General features: G+C 74.6%; 23 protein-coding genes. 13 read left to right on the top strand and 10 right to left on the bottom strand.

What is annotated here, in order from left to right; genetic code table 11:
* Window positions 1-70: 70 nt before the first annotated feature.
* Window positions 71-520 carry a MarR family winged helix-turn-helix transcriptional regulator gene (locus tag NUM_RS36570; protein ID WP_225919080.1) on the bottom strand — a complete coding sequence of 150 codons (450 nt, stop codon included), beginning with the start codon at window positions 518-520 and terminating at the stop codon, window positions 71-73.
* 154 nt (window positions 521-674) lie between these two features.
* Here NUM_RS36570 and NUM_RS36565 point away from each other — a divergent pair, with 154 nt between their 5' ends.
* Window positions 675-1,046: a cupin domain-containing protein gene (locus tag NUM_RS36565; RefSeq protein WP_207129519.1), complete on the top strand. Its 372-nt coding sequence runs from the start codon at window positions 675-677 to the stop codon at window positions 1,044-1,046.
* Here NUM_RS36565 and NUM_RS36560 read toward each other — a convergent pair.
* A complete protein-coding gene (locus tag NUM_RS36560) occupies window positions 1,024-2,043 on the bottom strand; it encodes a helix-turn-helix domain-containing protein (RefSeq protein ID WP_207129518.1) in 1,020 nt (339 codons plus the stop codon). The two genes, NUM_RS36565 and NUM_RS36560, sit on opposite strands and share 23 nt — an antisense overlap.
* A gap of 406 nt (window positions 2,044-2,449) precedes the next feature.
* Window positions 2,450-2,794, bottom strand: a complete 345-nt coding sequence (locus NUM_RS36555; RefSeq protein WP_207129606.1) for a metallopeptidase family protein — start codon at window positions 2,792-2,794, stop codon at window positions 2,450-2,452.
* Between the two features lie 110 nt (window positions 2,795-2,904).
* Here NUM_RS36555 and NUM_RS36550 point away from each other — a divergent pair, with 110 nt between their 5' ends.
* Entirely contained in the window at window positions 2,905-3,417 is a 513-nt protein-coding gene (locus NUM_RS36550; protein ID WP_207129517.1) for a DUF3592 domain-containing protein, read from the top strand.
* 136 nt (window positions 3,418-3,553) lie between these two features.
* Here the strand turns inward: NUM_RS36550 and NUM_RS36545 are convergent, their stop codons facing one another.
* On the bottom strand, window positions 3,554-3,985 hold the full coding sequence (locus tag NUM_RS36545; protein ID WP_207129516.1) for an OsmC family protein: 432 nt from the start codon (window positions 3,983-3,985) through the stop codon (window positions 3,554-3,556).
* Between the two features lie 3 nt (window positions 3,986-3,988).
* Between NUM_RS36545 and NUM_RS36540 the strand changes: the two genes are divergently transcribed.
* The 6 genes from NUM_RS36540 to NUM_RS36515 all read left to right on the top strand — a co-directional run bounded on the left by NUM_RS36540 (window position 3,989) and on the right by NUM_RS36515 (window position 10,127).
* A complete protein-coding gene (locus NUM_RS36540) occupies window positions 3,989-4,342 on the top strand; it encodes a hypothetical protein (protein ID WP_207129515.1) in 354 nt (117 codons plus the stop codon).
* On the top strand, window positions 4,335-5,594 hold the full coding sequence (serS, locus tag NUM_RS36535) for a serine--tRNA ligase (RefSeq protein WP_207129514.1): 1,260 nt from the start codon (window positions 4,335-4,337) through the stop codon (window positions 5,592-5,594). Before NUM_RS36540 ends, serS begins: the two co-directional genes overlap by 8 nt.
* 144 nt (window positions 5,595-5,738) lie before the next feature.
* The gene (locus NUM_RS36530; protein ID WP_207129605.1) at window positions 5,739-6,512 is read left to right on the top strand and encodes an HAD family hydrolase; all 774 of its coding nucleotides are present in this window, start codon (window positions 5,739-5,741) and stop codon (window positions 6,510-6,512) included.
* 167 nt (window positions 6,513-6,679) lie between these two features.
* Window positions 6,680-7,519, top strand: coding sequence for a fumarylacetoacetate hydrolase family protein (locus NUM_RS36525; protein WP_207129513.1), 840 nt, complete (start codon window positions 6,680-6,682; stop codon window positions 7,517-7,519).
* A gap of 19 nt (window positions 7,520-7,538) precedes the next feature.
* Window positions 7,539-9,230, top strand: coding sequence for an Hsp70 family protein (locus NUM_RS36520; RefSeq protein ID WP_207129512.1), 1,692 nt, complete (start codon window positions 7,539-7,541; stop codon window positions 9,228-9,230).
* A 93-nt stretch (window positions 9,231-9,323) separates the two neighbouring features.
* Window positions 9,324-10,127 carry a Cof-type HAD-IIB family hydrolase gene (locus tag NUM_RS36515; protein WP_308440611.1) on the top strand — a complete coding sequence of 268 codons (804 nt, stop codon included), beginning with the start codon at window positions 9,324-9,326 and terminating at the stop codon, window positions 10,125-10,127.
* Between the two features lie 52 nt (window positions 10,128-10,179).
* Here the strand turns inward: NUM_RS36515 and NUM_RS36510 are convergent, their stop codons facing one another.
* The gene (locus tag NUM_RS36510; protein ID WP_207129510.1) at window positions 10,180-10,770 is read right to left on the bottom strand and encodes a bacterial proteasome activator family protein; all 591 of its coding nucleotides are present in this window, start codon (window positions 10,768-10,770) and stop codon (window positions 10,180-10,182) included.
* Window positions 10,771-10,870: 100 nt separating this feature from the next.
* Between NUM_RS36510 and NUM_RS36505 the strand changes: the two genes are divergently transcribed.
* Entirely contained in the window at window positions 10,871-11,713 is an 843-nt protein-coding gene (locus NUM_RS36505) for an alpha/beta hydrolase (protein WP_207129509.1), read from the top strand.
* Window positions 11,714-11,792: 79 nt separating this feature from the next.
* Here the strand turns inward: NUM_RS36505 and NUM_RS36500 are convergent, their stop codons facing one another.
* Complete coding sequence (locus NUM_RS36500; RefSeq protein ID WP_207129508.1) at window positions 11,793-14,102, bottom strand: hypothetical protein; 2,310 nt, start codon at window positions 14,100-14,102, stop codon at window positions 11,793-11,795.
* A 99-nt stretch (window positions 14,103-14,201) separates the two neighbouring features.
* Entirely contained in the window at window positions 14,202-16,460 is a 2,259-nt protein-coding gene (locus NUM_RS36495; protein WP_207129507.1) for a sugar ABC transporter permease, read from the bottom strand.
* Between the two features lie 173 nt (window positions 16,461-16,633).
* Between NUM_RS36495 and NUM_RS36490 the strand changes: the two genes are divergently transcribed.
* The 3 genes from NUM_RS36490 (at window position 16,634) to NUM_RS36480 (ending at window position 19,112) form a co-directional block, all read left to right on the top strand.
* The gene (locus NUM_RS36490; RefSeq protein WP_207129506.1) at window positions 16,634-17,644 is read left to right on the top strand and encodes a serine hydrolase; all 1,011 of its coding nucleotides are present in this window, start codon (window positions 16,634-16,636) and stop codon (window positions 17,642-17,644) included.
* 1 nt (window position 17,645) lies between these two features.
* A complete protein-coding gene (locus NUM_RS36485; protein WP_207129505.1) occupies window positions 17,646-18,401 on the top strand; it encodes a SecDF P1 head subdomain-containing protein in 756 nt (251 codons plus the stop codon).
* A gap of 72 nt (window positions 18,402-18,473) precedes the next feature.
* A complete protein-coding gene (locus tag NUM_RS36480) occupies window positions 18,474-19,112 on the top strand; it encodes a DUF1707 SHOCT-like domain-containing protein (RefSeq protein ID WP_207129504.1) in 639 nt (212 codons plus the stop codon).
* Between the two features lie 15 nt (window positions 19,113-19,127).
* On the opposite strand, the gene NUM_RS36475 is transcribed toward NUM_RS36480, so the two are convergent.
* The gene (locus NUM_RS36475; protein WP_207129503.1) at window positions 19,128-19,754 is read right to left on the bottom strand and encodes a TetR/AcrR family transcriptional regulator; all 627 of its coding nucleotides are present in this window, start codon (window positions 19,752-19,754) and stop codon (window positions 19,128-19,130) included.
* 109 nt (window positions 19,755-19,863) lie between these two features.
* Between NUM_RS36475 and NUM_RS36470 the strand changes: the two genes are divergently transcribed.
* On the top strand, window positions 19,864-21,294 hold the full coding sequence (locus NUM_RS36470; RefSeq protein WP_207129502.1) for an MFS transporter: 1,431 nt from the start codon (window positions 19,864-19,866) through the stop codon (window positions 21,292-21,294).
* Between the two features lie 143 nt (window positions 21,295-21,437).
* On the opposite strand, the gene NUM_RS36465 is transcribed toward NUM_RS36470, so the two are convergent.
* Both NUM_RS36465 and NUM_RS36460 read right to left on the bottom strand, forming a co-directional pair.
* On the bottom strand, window positions 21,438-22,328 hold the full coding sequence (locus tag NUM_RS36465; RefSeq protein ID WP_207129604.1) for a transketolase family protein: 891 nt from the start codon (window positions 22,326-22,328) through the stop codon (window positions 21,438-21,440).
* 35 nt (window positions 22,329-22,363) lie between these two features.
* Complete coding sequence (locus tag NUM_RS36460; RefSeq protein ID WP_370467124.1) at window positions 22,364-23,062, bottom strand: transketolase; 699 nt, start codon at window positions 23,060-23,062, stop codon at window positions 22,364-22,366.
* Window positions 23,063-23,105: the final 43 nt, after the last annotated feature.

The following is a 23,105-nucleotide window of genomic DNA, read 5'->3' as shown; positions in this document are numbered from 1 at the left end:
GGGAAGAGGGCGCGCCGACCCGACTGGTCCGGGTCGGCGCGCCTTGCTGTCCACAGTGGACAGTGCGGGGTCACCAGGCCGGGCGGACACCGTGCGGCGCGTCCGCCACGTACGCGGCGAGCGCGTTCCGGGTGGCGTCCAGCTGCTCCGGCCCGACCAGCGTCGCCCAGTGCCGTTCCACCCCGTCCCAGTAGGCGACGACCCGCTCGATGCAGTCCCAGCCGCGCTCGGTCAGCCGCAGCGCCCGCGCCCGCCGGTCGGTCGGGTGCGGCTCGCGCGTCACGTACCCCCGGCGGACCAGCTCGTCGACGAGCTGCCCGCCGGCCTGCTTGGTGACCCCGAGGTACGTGCCGAGCTCGACCGAGGTGGCCGCCGGATGGTTCGACAGGTACAGGAAGACGAAGCCGTGCGCCGGCCGCACCCCGGGGTGCCCGGCCGCCGCCAGGTGCTCGGTCAGCCCCGCCATCGTCACCTGGTACGCGCTGGCCAGCAGCACCGCCAGCTCGCCCCGGCTGCTCATCGCCGCGCTCCGCGCCGCGCGCACCGGCACTCGGCATCCATGCCTCGCCCGCTCCCACCCTCGTTCATGCCCCCAGCCTGCCTTGCGCTCCCATGGTCAAGCTGCTTTACTACCTCCGAGTGGACAAGAAACTTGACTATACGGAGGTCGCCCCATGCCCGCACTCAGCTACGCCGACGCACCGACCGTCGAGGCGCACGGCATCAGCGCCCGGCCGATGGCGGTGCCGAGCCGCGGCAGCAGCGAGCTCGCCATCTGGTACCTGACGGTGCCGCCGCACTCCGACCCGCAGCAGCACAGCGTCGACCGGGAGGAGGTGTTCGTCGTCCAGTCGGGCGTGCTGAGCGGGCACATCGACGGCGCCGCGGTCGCCGCCGGCCCGGGCGACGCGCTGCTGGTACCGCCGGGGGTCCAGTTCGCCGTCGGCAACGCCGGCGACGAACCGACGGTGGCGCTGGTCTGCACGTCCGCCGGGGTCACCGCCACGGTGCAGGGCGCCCCGGTCACTCCACCCTGGTCGCGCTGACCGGGGCGCGGTCGGCGGCGCCGTCCAGCAACGCCTGCCCCAGCGGGGTGCGCAGGTGCCAGACGGCGGCGCCGTGCCGGATCCGGTCCAGCAGGCCGGCGGCGGCGAGCGTGGCCGCGTGCCGGCTGACCGACGACGGCGCGATGCCCAACCGGATCGCGAGCTGGCTGGTCGTCACGCCGGCCTCGGCGACCCGCAGCAGTTCCGCCCGGGTCGCACCGAGCAGGGTCGCCAGCGACCCGGGCGAGCGCCGGCCGATCTCCGCCCACAGCAGGCCGCGGTCGATCGGGTAGAGCAGCGTCGGCGACAGCGACGCGTCCGCGAGCGAGATCATCTTGCGGAAGCAGAAGAACGACGGCACCAGCGTCAGGCCACGGCCGGCCAGCACCAGGTCGCGCGTCTCCGGATAGTCGACCTCCAGCACCGGCGACCGCCACCGGGCCAGCGGCGACAACCCGGCGAGCAGCGCCTCGAAGCCGCCGGTGGCCAGGGCGTTCGCCCGTACCGCCAAGTCGGCCGCGACGGCCCGGTCGAGCACCGCACGGTACGGCGCGATCAGCTCCGCGTTCCAGCGCCGGAACGCCGCGGCGACCGCGCCGAGCAGTTCGGTGTCGCCGTCGCCCAGGCCACGGATCGCCGACGGCACCGTCGCGGTCCGGGACATCTGCGCGAGCTCGGCGGACAGTCGCCGGCGCGGTGTCGACCGCAGCGCGTCCAACCCGGCGTCGAGGCCGTTGAGCCCGGCGGCCGGAGTGAGGAAGTCGGGAAAGTAGACGCCGGTCGGCAGCAGCGCGGGCAGCAACCGCAGTTGCTGCCGGTGCTTCTGCAACCCCGGCCGGCGCGCCTGCACCTGCCGGAACCAGGGCCGGAACGGCAGCACGCTGCGCTCCCGGAGCCGGAACCGGCTCAGCACGATCTCCCACATCGGGTCCGCGCCCCGGGCCAGTCGGGTACGCGCCAGATCCTCCGTCGTGAAGTGGATGCGCAGCGTTCCCATCCGAACACCCCGTGCCCCGTGTGTTTGCGTCCTCCCGCAAGCGTAGTGGCGACTGCGCCCTGTCACGTGGATTGTCGGGTTGACGACCGGCCACGATCCGTCACCTACCGGCCGGGGTCGAATGGTGTCGCGCGTCCGGAGTCGCGGCCGGAGTCGCGGCCGGGCGGGCACCGCCGACCGCCAGGAGCCGGTCTTGCCGTGGTGGGGACGGGGACGGCCGGGCCGGCTCCTGGCCCGCCGTCGGCCGAGCCGACTCCCGGTCCGCCGTCGGCCGAGCCGACTCCCGGTCCACCGTCGGCCGAGCCGACTCCCGGTCCGCCGTCGGCCGCGCCGACTCCCGGTCCGCGGCGGATCGGCCGGTCGCCGTGCGGCGGGGGGCCCGGGTCGACGCGCCGTGCCGGCCGGCTCAGGCCCAGCCGAGTTGGTGCAGCCGCGCGTCGTCGATGCCGAAGTGGTGGGCGATCTCGTGCACCACGGTGACCGTGACCTCGTGCGCCACCTGGGCCTCGGTGTGGCAGATGGACAGGATCGGGTTGCGGAAGATGGTGATCCGGTCCGGCAGCACCGCGCCGTAGTCGGCGCCGCGCTCGGTCAACGCGTACCCCTCGTAGAGGCCGAGCAGCCGCTGGCTGTCCGGCGAGTCGTCCTCGACCAGGATCACCACGTTGCTCAGCAGCTTCAGCAACTGCTCCGGCACGCTGTCCAGCGCGTCCGCGACCAGCTCCTCGAACCGCTCCCGCGACATCGTCACCGCCATCACCCGATTCTCCGCCGATCCGGTACGGCCCGGTCGCGCGCCGGTTGGTCCGAAGCGCCCCGCGGTGTCTTGTTGCAGCCGCCGATCCATGCTGGACTGGGTCGATGACAGTCGGCCGCGGCACGACACTGCGCCGGTTCGCCCGCTGGGCGAACATCGGCGCCAAGGTCGTGCTGCTGGGCGCGCTGGCCGCGCTGGTCGAGATGTTCGGGTACTGGTGCGTTCAGGACGGGCGGCACGGGCTGCACGAGGCAGACGCCGTCGCGGCACGCGGACGCACCGTGCCGGGCACGGTGCTGGCGACGAAGCGGGACAGCGGGCCGCACAGCGCCGGTACCCGGTGGGTCCGGGTCCGCTACCGCACGCCGGAGGGCACGTACGAGTACTGGCAGGGCGGCACCGAGGACGTGGGCGACGGCGTGCGCGTGCACTACGTGCCGGGTCACCCGGAGACCGCGACGATCCGGTCGCAGGCGTACAACCGGGCCGGCGACGTCGGCGTGATCGCCATCGGCGTCGGGGCCATGCTGGTACCGCTGATGCTCGGTGCGGCCGCCGCGAAGGGTGCCCGGGACGACCGCCGTGCGCACCGGCCGCGGGCGTCGACCGCGCCCTGACCTCGGCTCGTCGCGCCCGCTGCGGCCGGCGGCAGCGCCGGCGGATCTGCCGGACCGACCGCCGACCGCCTGCCGACCCGGTGCCGGGCACGCGGCCCGACCACAGTGGGGTCGGGCCGCGCCGAGCCGTGACAGGTCAGGCGCTGAACTGGGTGTCGAGCGTGATCGTGGTACCGGCGAGGGCGCGGGAGACCGGGCAGCCGGCCTTGGCCTTCTCCGCGTACTCGGCGAACTGCTCGGCGGTCAGCCCCGGCACCGTGCCGACGGTGTGCAGCGCGATCGAGGTGATCGTCGGCTGGCCGTCCTCCGGGCGGATGGTCACTTCGGCGGTGGTCTGCACCGCGGTCGGCGGGTGGTTGTCGGTGGCGAGCAGGTTCGACAGCGCCATCGAGAAGCACGCGGCATGCGCGGCGCCGATCAGCTCCTCCGGGTTCGTCCCGCCGGAGCCGTCGCCGAACCGCGACTTGTACGAGTAGTCGCCCTCGTAGGCGCCGCTGCCCAGCGCGACGCGACCCGCGCCGTCCTGCAATCCGCCCCGCCACTCGGCAGAAGCCTTCCGTACCGGCATGCCATGACCTCCCTGCGTCTTCTCGGACACCCCGACGCTAGCGCGCAAACCCCCCGCCAACCGCCGATCGACCGCACCGGCCGCAACATCACCGATCGTCACCGCCTGCTGGCGGCCGGGCCTGGCCGTCGCGCGGGTGCCAGTCCCGGCCGGCGACCGGGACTGCCGGTGGCGCTGGTGGCCGCGTTCGTCGCCGTGCTGTCCCGGACGGGCGCCGTGCTGTCCCGGGCCGGCGTCGCGCTGCACTCGCCGGAGCCTGCGGGCGCAGACCACCGGGACGGCGCCGGGAGCACGGTCGGCGGCGTATATCGGCTCGAAGGTGGCGGGGCACGCCAGGTAGGCTCGCGGCGTGATTGACCTGCGACTGTTGCGTGACGATCCGGACGTGGTGCGAGCGAGCCAGCGCGCTCGGGGCGAGTCCGAGTCGTCCGTCGACGCGCTGCTGGGCGCCGACGAGCAGCACCGCGCCGCGCTGGTCCGGTTCGAGAAGCTGCGGGCCGAGCAGAAGGGCCTGGGCAAGCAGGTCGCGCGGGCGCAGGGCGACGAGAAGCAGCAGTTGCTGGCGCGCACCAAGGAACTCGCGACCGCGGTCAAAGCGGCCGACCTGACGGTCACCGAGACCGCCGACGCGCTGCGCGCCGCGCACCTCGCGGTGCCCAACATCGTCGCCGACGGGGTGCCGGCCGGCGGCGAGGACGACTTCGTCACGCTCCGAGAGGTCGGCGAGAAGCCCGACCTGCCGAGCGTGCGCGACCACCTGGAGCTGGGTGAGCTGCTCGGCGCGATCGACATGGAGCGCGGCGCGAAGGTGTCCGGCGCCCGCTTCTACTTCCTGCGCGGGGTCGGCGCGCTGCTGCAGCTGGCGCTGTTCCAGTGCGCGCTGGCGCAGGCGGTCGAGTACGGGCTGACGCCGATGATCACGCCGTCGCTGGTGAAGCCGGGGACGATGGAGGGCACCGGTTTCCTCGGCTCGCACGCCACCGAGGTCTACCGGCTGGAGGCCGACGACCTCTACCTGGTGGGCACCAGCGAGGTGCCGCTCGCGGCGTACCACAGCAACGAGATCCTGGACCTGGCCGAGCCGCAGCGGTACGCGGGCTGGTCGTCCTGCTACCGGCGGGAGGCCGGCAGCTACGGCAAGGACACCCGCGGCATCATCCGGGTGCACCAGTTCGACAAGATCGAGATGTTCTCGTACTGCCGGCCCGAGCAGGCCTCCGACGAGCACCTGCGGCTGCTGGCCTGGCAGGAGGAGATGCTCGGCAAGATCGAGGTGCCGTACCGGGTGATCGACACCGCGGCGGGTGACCTGGGCAGCAGCGCGGCCCGCAAGTACGACATCGAGGGCTGGGTGCCGAGCCAGCAGCGCTACCGCGAGCTGACGTCGACATCGAACTGCACCACGTTCCAGGCCCGCCGGCTCGGCGTCCGGTACCGCGGCGAGGACGGCAAGCCGCAGGTCGCGGCGACGCTGAACGGCACCCTGGCGACGACCCGGTGGCTGGTCGCGATCCTGGAGAACCACCAGCAACCGGACGGTTCGGTGCGGGTGCCGAAGGCGCTCCAGCCGTACCTCGGTCGCGACGTGCTGACCCCGGTGCGCCCCTGATTCGCCCGGATCGCCGAGTCCCGCCCCATTCGTCGATCGCGCACCTGCGGTCGATCTATCGTTGATCGCCCGGGGCGGGGACGGCCCGGGCCACGGTGAGAGGTGTGCGTGCGCAGTTCACTGCCGAAGCTGGTAGCCACCGACATGGACGGCACCCTGGTGCGCTCCGACGGTACGGTCAGCGACCGGTCGCACGAGGTGCTCGCGCGGCTGCGCGCCAACGGCGTGGTGCTGGTCGGTGCGACCGGCCGGGGGCCCCGGCTGATCGAGCTGACCATGCGCGACCTCGGGCCCGCCGACTACCTGGTCCTCGCGCAGGGTGCGCACATCTACGACACCAGCGGCCCGGTGCCGGTGCTGCTGCACGCGATGACGATGCCGGGCGCGTCGATCGCGCGGGCGGTGGCGCTGGTGGAGGCGGCGATCGGGCCGGTGCAGCTGGCCGTCGAGGCCGGTACCGCGGTCAACTCTCCGCTGTGGACGGACGTGGGGTTCGTCTGGCCGTACCCGGAGCCGACCGAGACGCGGCCGCGCGCCGAGACGCTGCACGGCCCGCTGATCAAGGCGTTCCTGATGGCCGAGACGATGAGCCTGGACGACCTGCTCGCGGTCTGCCGGCGGGTGATCCCACCGCAGCTGTGCGAGGCGTCCTCGTCCGGCGGCATGGTCGAACTGGCGCCGCACGGCGCGACCAAGGCGACCGGCCTGGCGTTCGTCACCGACGCGCTCGGCATCGACCCGGGCGACGTGCTGGTGTTCGGTGACATGCCGAACGACGTGCCGATGTTCGCGTGGGCCGGGCACGGCGTCGCGGTCGCCGGCGCGCACCGCGAGGTGCTGGCGATGGCGGACGAGGTGACCGGCCCGGCCGACGAGGACGGCGTCGCCGCCTACCTGGAGCGCCTTCTCGACGGCTGAGTCTCCCGTCGTTCGCCGGGGCGGCCCGGCGGGCGCCGCGACCTCCAGGTGGCGACGATGCCCAGTCATCGGATCTCTGGGCTTGCGTCGTGCCGGGTGGCGCCGCGACCATGACGGCGGGCGGCACGCACCCCGCGTACCGTCGGGCGCCGCGGAGGGAGCACCAGATGCAGGTCGTACGGTTCAGCAACCCGCAGTCCGGCCAGCCGGAGGTCGGCGTACGGGACGGGGACACGGTCACCGCGCTGCCCGGCGTGACGATCGCCGACCTGCTCGCCCGCGGCGCCGACGGCTTCGCCGCCGCGGTCACCGACCCGTCCGGCCCGACCCACCCGGCCGACCAGCTCGCCTACCTGCCGCCGGTCGACGGCCGTACCGAGGTGTGGGCGGCCGGCGTCACCTACCAGCGGTCCCGGCAGGCCCGGGTCGAGGAGTCCGGTCAGGCCGACGTGTACGAGCTGGTGTACGAGGCGGACCGACCCGAGCTGTTCTTCAAGGCACCGGCCTGGCGGGTGGTCGGGCCGGACCAGCCGGTCCGGGTGCGGGCCGACTCCGGCAACGACGTACCCGAGCCGGAGCTGGCGCTGGTGCTGGACCACGCCGGCGCGGTCGCCGGGTACACCGTCGGCAACGACCTGACCTCCCGCGGCATCGAGGGGCAGAACCCGCTGTACCTGCCGCAGGCGAAGATCTGGCGCGGCTCCTGCGCGCTCGGCCCCGGCATCGTGCCGGTCACCGCCCTGCCCGACGCCGGTGACCTCGGCATCCACCTGACCATCCGGCGCGACGGCGCCGAGGTGTTCGCCGGCGACGCCAACACCAAGCAGTTGCACCGCGGCCTGGACGAGCTCGCCGGCTGGCTGTACACCGAGCTGGACTTCCCGCAGGGCGCGGTGCTGCTCACCGGTACCTGCATCGTTCCGGACCTGTCGTTCACGTTGCGGCCGGGCGACGTCGTGGACATCACCGTGGACGGCGTCGGTACGCTGTCCAACCCCGTCGCCTGATCCCCCGGAGGCACCGGCCGTGCCCGAGCCGCTCGCGCTGTCCGTCGACTTCGGCAGTTCCAACACGGTGGCGCTGCTGCGGGACGCGAAGGGACAGGCCAGGACCCTGCTGTTCGACGGCTCGCCGCTGCTGCCGTCGGCGGTGTTCGCGGCGGCCGACGGCACCCTGCTCGTCGGCCGGGACGCCGCGCACCTGTCTCGGGACGACCCGGCCCGGTTCGAGCCGTACCCGAAGCGGCGGATCGACGACGGCACGGTACTGCTCGGCGACCGCACGGTGGCGGTGGTCGACCTGGTCGCTGCGGTACTGCGGCGGGTGGCGGACGAGGCGCGGCGGGTCGCCGGTGCGCTGCCCCCGGCCGTACTGACGCATCCGGTGGCGTGGGGCCCGGCGCGCCGGGGCGTGCTCGCCGAGGCGGCCCGGCGCGCCGGCCTGACGGTGTCCGGGCTGGTCGCCGAGCCGATCGCGGCCGCGTGCTACTTCACCACCGTGCTCGGCAGCCGGCTGCCCGCCGGGCAGGGGCTCGCGGTGTTCGACTTCGGCGGCGGCACGCTGGACGTCGCGGTGGTCCGGCGGGCCGGCGGGCAGCTGGTCGTCGCCGCCACCGGCGGGCTGGACACGGTCGGCGGGATCGACATCGACGCGGCGATCATCGGGCAGCTGGCCGGGCCGATCCAGCGGCAGGCACCCGAGCTGTGGGCCCGGCTGTCCACCCCGCGCTCCCCCACCGACCTGCGCGACCGGGCGCTGATCTGGCAGGACGTCCGGGCCGCGAAGGAGATCCTGTCCCGGGCCAGCCAGGCCGGGGTGCACGTACCCGGGCTGCCCACGGCGACGCACCTGACCCGGGCCGAGTTCGAGGCGCTGGCGGCGCCGCTGGTGCAGGCCGCGGTCGCCGAGACCGCCGCGACGATCGGCCGCTCCGGTACGCCGGCGGGCGAGCTCGCCGGGGTGTTCCTGGTCGGCGGCTCCAGCCGGATCCCGCTCGTCGGGCAGGCGCTGCACCGCGCGCTGAGCGTGGCCCCGACCGTACTGGAGCAGCCGGAGACGGCGGTCGCCGAGGGCGCGCTGCACTCCCCGGCGGCACCGGCACTGTCGCCGCGGGTCGCCCGGGCGATGGACCGCCTCGACCCGGGCATCACGGTGCCGCAACCGGAACCGGCGCCACCGGTACCGGAGCGGCGGCGACGCTGGCTGCCGTTGGTGGCCGCCGGGGCGTTCCTGCTCGCCGCCGCGGCGACGGCGGTGATCCTGCAGCCGTGGGAGAAGTTCGGCGCCGGCGCCGACCCGAGCCACAGCCCCAGCGCCGACCCCAACCGGGCCGCCGGCGGCGCGACCACGCCCAGCCCGACGCCGAGCCCCAACCCGTCGGATCCGTGCCCGAGCAACGAGCAGGTGCAGAAGTCGGTGTCGCCGGACACCAACGGCGGGGGCGGCACGACAGACGGATCGAGCTTCGCGGTGCACGGTGACATCGTCTGCGCCGGCGGGTTCGCCGGCGTGCACCTGTTCGGGCAGAGCGGCGGTCAGGCGCTCGATCCGGCGGTGGCGGTGCTCCAGTACAAGAACGGCAAGTGGATCCAGCTCGTGCTCGGTACCAGCATCTGCGAGCCCGGGCCGGGTGGCGGGCAGCCGGACTGGACGAACGGCCAGCAGGTGCCGGACAAGGTGATGAAGTCGGTCGGCTGTGACCCCCAGTACTACAACTGACATCTCCGGCGCCGCACCGAGGTATCGACGGGCGGCTATGGCCGTGGCCACAGCGAGCGGCGGCCGGCCGCACCGGCCGGCAAGATGGAGGGGATGACTCCTCCCGCACTGGTCGCGAGCGACCTCGACGGCACCCTGCTGCGTACCGACCGGACCGTGGGGGCGCGCACCCTTGCCGCGCTGGCCCGGCTGCGCGAGCGCGGCGTGCCGTTCGTGATGGTGACCGGGCGGCCGATCCGCTGGCTCGCCGAGGTGGTGGCGCAGACCGGGATCCCGACCGCGCCGACCGTCTGCTCCAACGGTGCGGTGATCTACGACGCCGCCGCCGACCGGATCGTCGAGCACCGGCCGCTCGCGCCGGAGCTGCTCGCCGACGTCGTCGCCCGGCTCCGGGACAGCTACCCGACCATCGCGTTCGCCGCGGAGACCGACGACGGGCTGCGGCACGAGCGGCACTACCCCGTCGGGGAGGTCTCCGCGAAGGTACGGCCCGGCGAGCTCGCCGAGCTGGTCGCGACGCCGGCGATCAAGTTGCTGGCCCGGCTGGACGGCGTGCCCGACGCGGTCGCGGAGCAGATGGCGGCGAGCCTGCACGGCGTCGCCGAGGTGACCCGCTCCTCGCACGACTGCCTGATCGAGATCTCCGCCGCCGGCGTCACGAAGGCGACCGGCCTCGCCTGGGTCGCCCGGCGGTACGGGGTGGCGCCGGAGGACATCGTCGCGTTCGGTGACATGCCGAACGACCTGCCGATGTTCGGTTTCGTCGGGCACAGCGTGGCGATGGCCAACGCGGAGCCGGCGGTACGCGCCGCCGCCGACGCCGTCACCGCGAGCAACGACGAGGATGGCCTCGCCGACTACCTGGACCGCCTGTTCGAGCCCGCCCCGATCGACTGACCCCACCGCCCAGCCGATCGAGGGACGCGCGTCCCTCGATCAACCGGCGTCGTCAGAGGTACTGGCCGGTACGGTTCGGCGGCTCGGGGTGATCGCCGCCACCGGGGACGCCGGGCATCATCATGCCGGCCTGGCCGGCGGGCAGCGCCGGCCGCTGGCCACCGCGGATCTGGTCGAGCTGCATCCTGGCCGCCATCTGCTGCGCCATCAGCGCCGCCTGGATGCCGTGGAACAGCCCCTCCAACCAGCCCACCAGCTGTGCCTGCGCGATCCGCAGCTCCGGCTCGGTCGGCGTCGCGTCGTCGTTGAACGGCAGCGACAGCCGGTCGAGCTCCTCCCGCAGCTCGGGCGCCAGCCCCTCCTCCAGCTCGACGATCGAGCGGGCGTGGATCTCCTTGAGCCGCTGCCGGCCGGCCTCGTCCAGCGGCGCGGCCCGGACCTCCTCCAGCAGCTGCTTGATCATGCTGCCGATCCGCATCACCTTGGCCGGCTGCTCGATCTGGCTGGCCGGGTCCTTCGCCGCGTCCGCCTCGGCCGGGTCGACGTCGACGGCGCCGACCGGCCGACCGTCCGGACCCACCACCAGCACGGTGCGGGACTCCGGCTCGTCGGGCTGCTGCTGCTCGCGCGGTGTCTCGGTCATGTGTCCATCCTGACGCACGACCCGCGCCGCCCGCGAACCCGGCCCGCACCGCCACGACGTGATATGACCTACCCGGCGGTACGGAACCGGGAGGGCGGCGATGGCCGAACAACGGGACATACTGTCACGTCCCGCCCCGCAGCCGGACGTGACGCTGCGGTACGGGGAGCTGCCCGACCAGGTGATCGACGGCTGGCTGCCGGCGCGCGGTGCCGGGCAGCTGGTGATCGTCCTGCACGGCGGGTACTGGCGGCACGACGTGGACCGCGGCTACCTGGCGTCGCTCGCCGCCGAGCTTGCCGGGCGCGGGTACGCGGTGGCCTGCCCGGAGTACCGGCGGACCGGCGACGGCGGCGGCTGGCCGGCCACGTTCACCGACGTCGCCGCGGCGCTGGACGCCGCGCCGGCGCTGCTCGACGCCGCCGCGCCGGGCCGCGTCGAGCCGGGCCCGGCCGTGTACGCGGGGCACTCGGCCGGCGGTCACCTGGCGTTGTGGGGCGCGCTGCGGCACCGGTTGCCGGCCGGCGCGCCGGGCCGCCGGGACACCGCCCCGCCGGTACGCGGGGTGCTCGGGCTGGCGCCGGTCTGCGACCTGGCCGAGACGTACCGGCGCGGGCTCGACCTGGGCGCCGCCGGCGCGCTGATGGGCGGCGGGCCGGGCGAGCATCCGGACCGGTACGCCGCGGCCGATCCGGCCGCGCTGCCCGCCCCGGAGGTACCGACGGTGCTGCTGCACGGGCCGAGCGACGGCCGGGTGCCGATCGTGCTGACCCGCGACTACGCCGGCCGGCACGGGCTGCGGCTGATCGAGCTGGACGGCGCCGACCACTTCACCGTCGTCGATCCCGCCGCGCCGGCCTGGCCCCGGGTGCTGGCCGCGCTCACCAGCCTGGCCCGTCCCGGCAGCAACCGGCCCGCCACCCGCACCGAAACCCGAGCCTGACGAGTCCCGCCCGCGCCGACGACCCGGTGATCGCCGTTCCGGCCGGCGGTACGCCGGTCCAGCGGCGCGCGGTCGCCGGTCAGGCGTCGTCGGTGCCCGCACTGTCCACAACGGACTTCTCGGCGGCTCGCGGTGCCGGCGGCTTCTTCGTGGCGCGCCGCTTGCCGGCACGCTTCGCGGTACGACCGGGCCCGGTCGTACCGTCCCGGGTCTCGGAGTCGGCGTCCTTCGTGGCGTCGGTCCGGCCGGCCGTCTCGACCGCGCCGGTACCCGCGTCGCCCGCCGCCCCCGCGGCACCAGCCGTCTCCGCGGTCCCGGACGGCTGCCCGTCCCCGGACGGCTGCCCCGTCGGGCCCCCGGCCTCGGACGGTGCCCCAGCCCGGGAAGGATGCCCGGTCTCGGGCGGGTTCGCGGCGGCGGTCTGCGCTGCCGCGGCGGCCTTGGCGGTACCGGCGGCCTTGGCGGTGCGGCGCTGGCGCGGCGTCGCGGCGCGCTTCGCCGGTACGTCGTCGGCCGCGGCCGGCGCCGGCTGCGCGTGCTTCGCGTCCGTGCCGCGCAGCGAGCCGATCCACTCGCTCATCTCGTCGTCGGCCACCGACTCGGCGGCGCGGCTCGCCGTCGCCGGCCCGGCGGCACGACCGGCTGCCGACGACCCGGCGGCACGGTCGTCGGCGGCGGGCGGCTCAGCGGCGCCCGTCTCGCTCCGACCGTTCCCGGTGCGGTCCGCGCCCCGCGAGGTCGGCTCGGCCGTGCGCGTCGATCGGCGCGGGCCACCGCGCCGCCGCCCCGGCTCGTCCGCGGTGGCCGCAGCGTCACCGTCGTTTCCTTGCGGCGCAAGGGGCTCCGCTGCACCGGTGATCGGACGGGCGGTGGTCGAACCAGCGCCGGCGAGCGCGGCCGACACGTCCGGGGCGGTACCGGTCGGGTCGGTGGCGTCGGCCGCCACGACCAGCGTCAGCCGGTCCAGGTAGCCGAGTTGCAGGACGATCAGCAGGACCGCGGCGAGCAGCGCGACCGGCGCGGCGAGCAGCACCGCGGTGGAGCTGGCCACGCCTAGGCGGTCCAGCATCGGGCCGGCGCCCGCCGGGTCGACCGTCTCGACCAGCAGCGCCGCCAGCCAGGCCAGTACCGCGAACGGCACGGCGGGGGCGAGCAGGGCCCGCCAGGCGAACCGGTCGCCTTCCTCGCGCCGGCGCAGCCAGCGGTCCCGGTGACCGGCGGACAGCAGCGCGAACCCGAACACCGCCGGTACGCAGATCAGGCCGGCCGACACCGGATCGAACTGCCGGTCCAGCGCCTCCAGCGGCCCCATGGTGACGAACAGGCCCGGCGCGAACGGCAGCAGCAGCCACCAGCTGTGCTGACCGGCCGGCCGCAGCGCACCGATCGCGACCCCAGCCGCGGCGGCGATCACGACGGCGCCCAACGAGACGAGCGCCGGCCGGGCCAGCGCGGTACCGAGCAGCGGGAGGAACGAGTCGGGCCGGCCGGCCGCGGACGGGATCGGGATCAGCACCGCCGCCAGGGCCCCGACCACCAGCACCGCGAGCGCGGCACCGGCGGCCAGTTGCACCGCGTCGCGGCGGTGCGACGGCGCCGGCAGCGGCTCGGGCCGGCGCGCGGCCAGCACCAGTCGCGGGCGCAGCAGCAGGCCACCGAGCCAGGCCGCCAGGCCGCAGGCCCCGACCACGACGAGCAGTACGACGGCCATCGCGGCGCGACGGGACCCGTACTGCTCGTCGCCGGCGGCCAGCGCGAACCGCGCCGCGTACGCCGGGGTCCACAGGCCGCCGGAGCCGCCGGTGACCGACGAGCCGATCTGGCCGGGCACGGTGATCAGCTGCCAGCCGAGCGAGAGGGTGCCGAGTACCAGCACCCCGACGACCGCGCCGAGAGACCGGCCGGTGCCGGCGGTGAGCGTCGCGAGCAGCGCCACCCCGAGCGCCACCGCGACCAGCGTGCCGGCCAGTACGGCCAGGTCGAGCGCGGGCGGGCCGGCGAACACCCGGTGCCGCAGGCCGGGCCAGCCGACGGTGATCACCAGCGGCGCGCAGGCGGCCAGCAGGACCGCGGCGATCGTCCGGGCGGTGAGCCGGGCCGGGGTGACCGCGCGACGCAGCACGTACGCCATCGCCGGCGCGACCAGCAGGCACACCAGCAGCGGCAGCCCGATCAGCGCGATCGCGCCGAGGTAGCTGTGCCAGTACCGGCCGGGCAGGTCACGGAACGCGGCGAAGCCGGTGAACCGGGAGTCGCCGGCGGCCGACGTGGTGACCGCCGCAACGGCGAGCAGTCGGAGGAACGGCACCAGCAACCCGACGACGAGCAGGACGCCCGCGGGGATCAGCAGGATGGCGCCGAGGATTCGGGCAGGACGGGGCGTGGGCACGACGCCTCACTCTTCGTCGGCGGTCGAGGGGAGGGTGAAACGGTACCGGAAGCACGGCCGCCCCGAAACACACGTTTCGCACCGAAGTCGCCCCGTCGCTCACCGTATGTCGTCGCCCGCTCCCCGTTCCCACGGCGACACTCCCGCCGCACCGTCCGGCGCCGTGCGACCGCCGGGCGTCGACGTTCCCGGCGGTACGGCCGGACCGGTCGGCGCGGCGCCGGCGGACGGTGCCGCGCCGTCCGGCGCCGTGCGGCCGCCGGGACGTGCCGGGCCGACCGGCGGGGCACCGCCGAGGCTCGGGCCGGGCTGTCCCGGGAACACAGTCCCCGCACCGGGCTGCCCGCCCGGACCGCCCGGCGGCATCGGCGACCCGGCCGGCGGCATCCCCGGACCACCCGACGGCGTACCCGGCCCGGAAGGCGGCATCGGCGACCCGGCCGGAGGCAGCCCGGGACCGGAGGGCGGCATCGGCGACCCGGCCGGCAGCGCCCCCGGCCCGGGCGGCGTACCGGGTGGCACGCCGGGGCCCGCCCCCGGGGTGCCGGGCGCGGCGCCCGGCGGGAAGGCGGCCGGCGGCAGCCCGCCGAGCCGTGGACCGGCCTGGTCCGCGCCGTCGAAGCCGGGGCCACCGAAGGCGGGTCCGACCGGACCGCCGTACGGGCCGGCCGCGGCGACGGCGCCCGGCTCCGGGCCCGGATCGCCGAGGCGCAGCGCGAGCCGGTCCAGGTACCAGATCTGGGCGACGGCGAACACCAGCAGCGCCGGGATCGCCAGCGGCGCGGCCGCGAACAGCAGCCCCGGACTCGGCCAGCCGCCGGTGTACATGCCCAGCTGCCGCAGCAGCGCCACGTCGGCGGCGGCGTGCTTCATGTCGTTGACGACCGAGTAGCGCCAGAGGAAGTCGTGCGCCTGGTACAGCCAGGTGGCCATGGCCACCACACCGAGCAGCGGCAGCGACGGCACCAGCACCGTACGCAGGAAGGCCGCCGGCCGGTGGGCAGCCTGGGCGGCGCGCCAGCGGTACCCGTGGCCGGCGCCGAACAGCGTGAACACCAGCAGCGCCGGCACGCTGACCAGGATCGGCGGGATCGCGCCGAGGAACGAGTTCATGTGCCCGTTCGCCAGCACCGACTCCACCGACACGGTCAGCAGCGGCGTGGCCGTGACGAACAGCCAGGGCATGAACGGCAGCAGCAGCCAGTGGCTGTGCCGCCCGAGCGGCCGGAACGCACCGATCCCGATCCCCGCCGGGTACGCGAGGAGCAGTTGGACGACCGTGGCGAGCAGCGCCGGCAGCAGCGCATCGGTGAGCGTGCCGCTGATCGAGTCGGGGCCCGGGGCGGTGCGTTGCTCGGTGAGCAGCCCGAGCCGCGGGTACGCCTCGGCCGCGAGCAGCGCGACGGCGCCGGCGAGCGCGAGCACGCCGAGCACCACGGCGCGGGTCGAGCTGGGCCGGGGCAGCGGGCCGGCGGACGGGCCGGACCGGTCGAGTTCGAGCCGGGGCCGGGCCAGGATCACGATCAGCCCGGCGGCCAGGCCGAGCACCGCGACCGGGATGAACAGGATCGTGCTGTCGGCGGCGGCCTGGCCGAACCGCAGCAGCATGAACGCGTCCTGGAACGCGCGGGTGCCGAGCGTGGTGGTGTCGCGCCCGGGCGCGAGCATCAGCGTGAAGCTGATCGCCTGCAACCCGATCGCGAAGGTGCCGAGCACCAGGACGGCCCAGGTCACCACGGCGCCGCCGAGGGTACGGCCGGGCCGGTCGGTGGCGCGCCGGCGCAGCGCGGCGAGCAGCACGCTGACCCCGATCCCGGCGATCAGGCCGATCGTCGCCAGGGTGACCAGGACGGCCAGCTTCGGCTGCGACTGCACCATCCCGTGCGCGAAGCCGTCCGGCGGGTAGCTCAGGTGCCGCCAGGCGACGACGACCACGGCGGGGGCGAAGCCGGCGGCCAGCACGGCGAGCAGCGCGCGCACGACCCGACGCAGTACCGTCGGCGCCTCGGCGGCGGCGAAGGACAGCAGCGGCACCACGATCAGCATCACCAGGGTGGGCAGTGCCGCCTGGATCAGGGTGTTCCCGATGGTGCCGAGCGGGTCGGCGAACTCGCCCCCGTGCGCGGCGGCGCTGCCGGGGAACGACTTGCTGGCGATACCGGGCGCCTTGCCGGTGAACGCCTGGATCACCGTCTGCAGCGTCGGGATGACCAGCCAGTACAACCAGCCGAGCGCCATCGGCAGGGCGAGCAGCAGCCCGACCCAGCCGGGCGGCCCGCTCCGGGTGGGTCGCACCGGTACGGGCGGGTTCGTGGCCGGCGGCATCGCCGGAGACGGGTACGGGGCCGGTGCGCTCACGCCCGACCACCTCCTCGTGTGGGGGCTTGCAGGGATTCTGCCCTGTCCACGCAACGCGCGTCCGACCCGGCGCCACCGGTACCGGAGCGGGCCGGGCAGCGCGGTGGCTGGTCACGCGGGCGCCCCGGCAGCGGGGCGGCCGGCAGGGCCGGATGCGGTAGCGTCCGAGCGTCATGGGTGGGCAGCGAGGTGGGAGTCACCGGTACCGGCGCTCGGGTCGCCGGCGCCTGGTCCTGGCGTCCGCCGGGGTCGTCCTGGTGCTGCTCGCCGCCGGTGGCGGGGTGGCCTGGTGGCGGCACGGCAGCGGTACCGAGCCGAAGCGTGCCGGTGGTCACGCCGGCGGCGCCGCCCCGGCCCCGGGCCGTACCAGCAGGTCGCCGTCGCCGAAGCCGAGCAAGCAGTGCGACGCGGACTGCGTGCGGCAGCAGCGGTACGCGGCGGCCAGGAAGTACATGGACCAGCACGCGGCGACGAACGCGTACCTGAGCGTGCAGATCACCGACCGCACGACCGGCAAGAGCTGGCAGCACGGTCCGGTGACGCATCCGGGCTGGACGGCGTCGACGATCAAGCTGGCGATGGCCACCGACATCCTGCGGCGGCAGCGGGCCGGCGAGGTCACGTTGAGCGACGCGGACCGTACCGACCTGGCGAACATGCTGAACTTCTCCGACGAGAACGCGTCGGACCGGCTCTGGCAACGGTACGGCGGAGACGCCCAGCTGGCCCGCTTCCGGGACGTGTTCGGCATGTCCGGGCTGCACTTCGTGCCCGGGTTCACCGACGGCACCTACTGGGGCTTCGTCAAGTGCACCACCGAGGACCTGTCGCACCTGATGACCTACGTGCTGACGAAGACCGCGCCGGACGACCGGGCGTACCTGGTGTCCGCGATGCGCGGGGTGGCGTCGAACCAGCAGTGGGGCGTCTGGGCCGCCGGCCACGACCAGCAGCCGGGCGACAAGAACGGCTGGTCGTTCGAGACCGACTCGTACGGCAAGCACTGGGTGCTCAACTCAGTCGGCTTCGCCGGCCCGGACGAGCGGTACGCGGTCGCGATCATGTTCCAGGTGCAGCCGCACTCGACCATCGCGTACGGCACGCACACCGTCTCCGACGTCGTCGGCCTGCTGTTCGGCGTACCGGCGCCGGCCAGGATCACCGTGCCGGAGCCGGACGGCTGAGGTGACCGAGCCGCCCTGGACCGAGCCTGCCCCGCCGCGCCACCACCTCGGCCTGGTGGTGGCGCTGGTGGTGTGCCTGTTGCTGGTCGTGGGCGGGGCCGGGCTGTCCGGCTACCTGCTCTACCACGCGTCCCGGGACGACGACCGGGCCTGGCCGGCGAGCTGGCACACCGCCGCGTTCACGGTCAGCGGCGACGACTCGACCCGGGTGGACGCCGGCAAGTTGCTGGCCCTGCTCGCCGGTACCGGCACCCGGTACGAGGTGCACGGTGACCGGATCATCGTCGCGGTACCGCCGGCGCGGGCCGCGGCGCTGCCCCGGCTGCGGGCGCTGATGCCGGTGCGGACCGAGCTGTCGGTGCGACCGGTGCTCGACGTGACCAGCCCGTCGCCCGGCTGCACCCCCGGCGACCCGCCCGCCTGCGACCGGTCCGGCCAGCGGTACCGGCTGGGCCCGCCGGTGCTGTCCGGCCGCGAGGTGACCGACGTGCACACCGGTACCGATTCGGACGCCGGCTGGTCGGTGACGGTACGGTTCAGCGCCGCCGGGCAGCAGGCGATCAGCGACGCGACCAGCCGGTACACCGGGCGGCAGCTGGCGATCGTGATGGCCGGTGCGGTGCTGTCCGCGCCGGAGGTGTCCGCGCCGGTGTCCGGTGCGCTGCAGGTGGCCGGCGGGGCGGACGTCGGGCAACTGCGACGGGTCGCCGCCGCGTTCCGGCTCGGCCAGCATCCGGTCACGATCCGCGTCGCCTGACCGGCGCCATCCGGGCAAGAACAGACGTCTTTATGACTTCACCATGACGTCTTGAGTTGGTACGCTGCCGTCATGCAGCCCGAACCCCTGCGGCCGGTACCGCCGCCACCGCTGACCGACGCCGACCGCGAGGCGGCGGTCGAACTGCTGCAGATCGCCTGCGGCGAGGGCCGGCTCACCCTGGAGGAGTTCGGCGTCCGCGCCGGCGCCGCCTGGGCCGCCGACACCAGCGAGGAGCTGGCCGAGGTCACCGCCGGGCTGGCCACCGCGCCGCCGGTCGGCACCAGCCAGCCGGTCACCGTCATCTCCGCCGTCTTCGGCGAGCACAAGCAGTACGGGCGGTGGCGGGTCTCCCGGCACACCCGGGTCCGGGCGCTGTTCGGGTCGACCAAGCTCGACCTGCGCGAGGCGACGATGGACACCGAGGTGGTGCGCGACGGCGTCGTCGACATCGAGGTACGCACGTTCTGCGGCGAGGTGAAGATCACCGTGCCGGAGGGGGTCGAGGTGGAGGTCTACGGGCGCTCGCTGTTCGGCTCGCGCACCACGAACCTCGCCGCGGTACCGCGCCGGCAGGGCACGCCGACGATCCGGCTGCACTGCAACGTGACGTTCGGCGAGCTGAAGGTGCGCAGCGCACCGCTCAGCCGGGACGGCGGGCTGCTCGGCAACGGCAAGCTCGGCCGCATCCTCCGCGAACTCGTCGACTGACCCCCACCCCGCCGGTCATCCCCGCTCGCCGTCGGTGCGGTACGCGCCGGCGATCGCCGCGGCGGTCACCGCGGCGGCGGCCCGGTCGGCGACGGCCTCCGACAGCGGCTGCCCGGTGTTCAGCAGCCGGTAGTACAGCGGTGCCGAGACCGCCGCGATCACCTCGTGCGGATCGGTACCGGCCGGCACCTCGCCGCGGTCGATCGCGGCCACGACGCAGCCGGCCCACTCGTCGATGCGGCGCCGGTAGAAGCCGTGCAGCGCCTCCGCGGCCGCCGCGTTGCCGGCCGCCGCGGCGATCAGCGCGGTGAACAGCGCGCCCTGCCGGGCGTCGGTGAGCGTCGAGACCACCAGCCGGGCGTTGGCCCGCAGATCCGCGGCGAGGCTGCCGTGGTCGGACCGGGGTACCGACTGGTCGGCCATGTCCCGCAGCAGATCCGCCGCGAGTGCCGAGGTGGTACCCCAGCGGCGGTAGACGGTGGTCTTGCCGCAGCCCGCGCGGCGCGCCACGTCGGCCAGATCCAGCGCCCCGAACCCGGACTCGGCCAGCGCGTCACCGGCCGCCGCGAGTACCGCATCGCGGACGCGGGCGGTGCGACCGCCGGGCCGAACCGTCCCGGGGGTGGATGTGCCACGGGTCATAACGGGACTCCTGTTTCATTAGATCGAGATCCGATGCTACCGTGGGCGCACTAATGGAACCACAGTTTCATTTGAACCTGGGTTCGCCGCCGGTCAAGGAAGGACCGTCATGTCCACACCCACCCTTCGCACCACGGTCGCGCCGGCGAACCGGGTGACCGGTCGGCTCCGGATCACCCTGGTCGTCCTGCTCGTCGCCCAGTTCATGCTCGCGGTCGACTTCTCGATCCTCAACGTCGCGCTGCCCGCCATCGGCGCCGGCCTCCGCTTCCGGCTCGCCGACCTGCAGTGGATCGCGACCACGTTCGCGCTGTCCGCGGCCGGGTTCACGCTGCTGCTCGGCCGGGTCGGCGACCTGATCGGCCGCAGACGGATCTTCCTCGCCGGGCTCGCGGTGCTCACCGCCGCGTCGCTGCTCGGCGGGTTCGCCACCACGCCGGCCATACTGCTCGTCGCCCGGGTCGCGCAGGGCCTCGCCACCGCCGCCGTCACCCCGGCCGGACTGGCGCTGCTGACCACGTCGTTCCCGGACGGGCCGATGCGGCAGAAGGCACTGGGCCTCAACGGTGCGCTGATGTCCGCCGGCTTCACCACCGGCGCCATCCTCGGCGGCGTCCTGACCGACCTGCTGTCCTGGCGCTGGTCGTTCCTGCTCAACGTGCCCGTCGCGGTGGCGGTACTGCTCGTCGCGCCGGCCGTCATCACCGAGTCGCGGCCGTCGGTACGGCCCCGGCTCGACCTGCCCGGTGCGCTGAGCATCACGATCGGCCTGCTCGGCATCGTGTACGGGCTCACCCAGGCCGGCGAGCACGGCTTCACCCGGCCGACCGCGCTGGTCCCGCTGCTCGTCGGGGCCGCCCTGCTCGTCGTCTTCTACCGGGTCGAACGGCGGACGGCGGAACCGCTGGTGCCGGTACGCATCCTGACCCGGCGCACCGTGGCCTGGGGCAACGTGGCCGGGCTGATCGCCTTCGTCACCGAGACCTCGCTCGTCTACCTGCTCACCCTGTACCTGCAGAAGACGCTCGGCTTCTCCGCACTCGGCGCCGGGTTGTCCTTCGGCGTGCTCGGCATCGGTACGGTGCTGGGCGGGGTCGCGGCGCCCCGGCTGATCGCCCGCACCTCGCCGACGGTCGCGCTCGTGCTCGGCGGCCTGGTCCAGGCGGCCGGTACCGGTGCGCTGCTGGCGATCGGCGCGCATCCGGGCTGGCTCGCGCTGGTGCTGCCGGCCACGTTCGTCGGTGGGATCGGCAACATGGTCGTCATCGTCGGCTTCATGATCACCGCCACCTCCGGGCTGCCCGCCACCGAGCAGGGCCTCGCGTCCGGCCTCGCCACCATGGCGCAGCAGGTCGGCATCACGATGGGTACGCCGGTGCTGTCCGCGGTCGCCACCGCGGCGATGGCCGGCGCGGCCGGCGGATCCGCGGTGCTGCACGGGGTCCGGGTCGCGATCGGGGTGAACGTCACGATCGTGCTGCTCGGCGTCGCCCTCGCGGCCGGGTTCCTCGCCCGCCGGCGGCCACCCGCCCGACCGTAGTGGACGGTGGTCGCCGCGGCCGGATTCCCGGCGGCGGCCAACCCATCAGTCCACAGTGGACGGTGGGTCGGGTCGGTCGCGGGCCCGGCCCACCCGCTCGCCCCGCCACGACGGCGCGTCCGGCGGGCCGTGGCCCGATCGCGTCAGCCGGGCAGCAGGAAGCCGGCGATGGCGTGCCGGAGAGCGTCCGGGGTGAGGCCGTGCGCGACGTCGTGGTCGGCGGGCGTGCCGAACCGGTGCAGGTCGACCCGGCGCACCCCGAGGCTGAGCGTCCGGTGTGGACGGTCCAGCAGCGCGTCGTCGACCACCCGGGCCGAGGTGCCCGCCAGGTACGGCTCGACCAGGATCACCGTGTCGCCCACGGCACCGGCAAGCTCGCGCAGCCCGGCGCCGTCGAACGGCCGGACCGTGTTCGTGTACGCGACCGTCACGTCCAGGCCGACGGTGGCGGCGAGCACCGCGGACAGCATCGGCCCGACCGCCACCACCACGGCGCGGTGACCGGTGCGCAGCGGTACCAGCCGGCCGTCGGTACCGGCATGCGCGGTGTCGTTGCTGCGGGTGGACAGCCGCAGGTAGACCGAGCCGTCGCCGCCGACCGCGTGCCGCAACAGCGGGCCCACCTCGTCCGGATGGCCCGGCACCCGGATCTCCCAGCCGGGCAGCGTGTCGATCAGCGCGACGTCACCGGGCGCGTGGTGGCTGCGGCCGGCCTGCGCGTTGTCGTACGAGGCGCCGACGCTGACCAGCACGCCGTTGCCGTCCTGGTTGCCGAAGTCGAGCTTGATCTGTTCGAACGCGCGCTCGACCAGGAACGGCGCGTAGGTGTGCGCGATCGGCCGAAGCCCCGTCTGCGCCAGCCCACCGGCGACGCCGACCAGCAGCGACTCGCGGATGCCCACGTTGAGCACCCGGTCCGGGTGCCGCTCGCGCGCCGGCTCGAACGCCGCCGCCGAGATGTCCGCGAGCACCAGCGCGGTACGCGGGTCGTCGTCCAGGATCGCCGTCGTCCCGGCCACGAACGTCTCTCGCATGTCCATTGTGGACTGTCCTCTCGGTGTTCGGCGGTTCAGTGCTTGTCCTCGACGGTGGCGACCACGACGTGTGGGCGGCCGGGCAGCGGGGTGGTCAGGGCGGACTCCAGCGCGCGATGGTTGCGGCCGTCCACGGTGGCGGTCGACCAGCCGTGCGCGGCGAACCGGGCACCGATGCCGCCGGGCCAGCCGTGCGTCGCGGACCGGTTGTCCACCACCACGACGGTCAGCGCGTCCAGGCCGGTCGCCCCGGCGTACGCGATGGCCTCGTGGTTGCTGCCCTCGTCGAGTTCGGCGTCGCCGACCAGCACGTAGGTACGCGCGTCGGTGAACCCCTGGGCGCGCAGGCCGAGCGCCACGCCGACGCCCAGCGGCAGGCCGTGGCCGAGCGAGCCGGACGAGATCTCCACGCCGGGCAGCCGGGTGCGGTCCGGGTGGTAACCGAGCGGTGAGTCGTACGAACCGAAGTCGTCCAGGTAGTGGCGCGGGAAGAACCCCTTCGCCGCCAGGACCGCGTAGTACGCGGCGGGCCCGTGCCCCTTGGACAGCAGGAACCGGTCCCGGGCCGGATCGTGCACGCTGTCCGGATCGACCCGCAGTACCCGGTCGTAGAGCACCCACAGCACGTCCAGGGTGGAGGTCGCGCTCGGTTCGTGCTTCTCGTCACCGGTCATCCGGGTCAACAGCGCCGGCAGGTCCTCGTACCCGAGAAGGTCTTCCGTTGCGGTCGTCATGCCGGTAGCCTGCAACCTGAAGTCAGGTTTAAGTCAACCCGGA

The sequence above is a fragment of the Actinocatenispora comari genome, from assembly GCF_017312725.1.
In the GTDB taxonomy this organism is placed as follows: Bacteria; Actinomycetota; Actinomycetes; order Mycobacteriales; family Micromonosporaceae; genus Actinocatenispora; species Actinocatenispora comari.
Note: the sequence above shows the minus strand (reverse complement) of the source record. Positions and strands in the feature narration are given on the sequence as shown.

Excerpts from the sequence above, each read along its gene's own strand:
- NUM_RS36510 (WP_207129510.1), bottom strand. The coding sequence starts at position 10,770 with ATGACCGAGACACCGCGCGAGCAGCAGCAGCCCGACGAGCCGGAGTCC.
- NUM_RS36565 (WP_207129519.1), top strand. The coding sequence starts at position 675 with ATGCCCGCACTCAGCTACGCCGACGCACCGACCGTCGAGGCGCACGGC.
- NUM_RS36525 (WP_207129513.1), top strand. The coding sequence starts at position 6,680 with ATGCAGGTCGTACGGTTCAGCAACCCGCAGTCCGGCCAGCCGGAGGTC.
- NUM_RS36475 (WP_207129503.1), bottom strand. The coding sequence starts at position 19,754 with ATGACCCGTGGCACATCCACCCCCGGGACGGTTCGGCCCGGCGGTCGC.
- NUM_RS36550 (WP_207129517.1), top strand. The coding sequence starts at position 2,905 with ATGACAGTCGGCCGCGGCACGACACTGCGCCGGTTCGCCCGCTGGGCG.
- NUM_RS36505 (WP_207129509.1), top strand. The coding sequence starts at position 10,871 with ATGGCCGAACAACGGGACATACTGTCACGTCCCGCCCCGCAGCCGGAC.
- NUM_RS36540 (WP_207129515.1), top strand. The coding sequence starts at position 3,989 with ATGACCTCCCTGCGTCTTCTCGGACACCCCGACGCTAGCGCGCAAACC.
- NUM_RS36490 (WP_207129506.1), top strand. The coding sequence starts at position 16,634 with ATGGGTGGGCAGCGAGGTGGGAGTCACCGGTACCGGCGCTCGGGTCGC.
- NUM_RS36515 (WP_308440611.1), top strand. The coding sequence starts at position 9,324 with ATGACTCCTCCCGCACTGGTCGCGAGCGACCTCGACGGCACCCTGCTG.
- NUM_RS36460 (WP_370467124.1), bottom strand. The coding sequence starts at position 23,062 with ATGACGACCGCAACGGAAGACCTTCTCGGGTACGAGGACCTGCCGGCG.
- NUM_RS36570 (WP_225919080.1), bottom strand. The coding sequence starts at position 520 with ATGAGCAGCCGGGGCGAGCTGGCGGTGCTGCTGGCCAGCGCGTACCAG.
- NUM_RS36480 (WP_207129504.1), top strand. The coding sequence starts at position 18,474 with ATGCAGCCCGAACCCCTGCGGCCGGTACCGCCGCCACCGCTGACCGAC.
- NUM_RS36465 (WP_207129604.1), bottom strand. The coding sequence starts at position 22,328 with ATGCGAGAGACGTTCGTGGCCGGGACGACGGCGATCCTGGACGACGAC.
- NUM_RS36545 (WP_207129516.1), bottom strand. The coding sequence starts at position 3,985 with ATGCCGGTACGGAAGGCTTCTGCCGAGTGGCGGGGCGGATTGCAGGAC.
- NUM_RS36470 (WP_207129502.1), top strand. The coding sequence starts at position 19,864 with ATGTCCACACCCACCCTTCGCACCACGGTCGCGCCGGCGAACCGGGTG.
- NUM_RS36560 (WP_207129518.1), bottom strand. The coding sequence starts at position 2,043 with ATGGGAACGCTGCGCATCCACTTCACGACGGAGGATCTGGCGCGTACC.
- NUM_RS36530 (WP_207129605.1), top strand. The coding sequence starts at position 5,739 with ATGGACGGCACCCTGGTGCGCTCCGACGGTACGGTCAGCGACCGGTCG.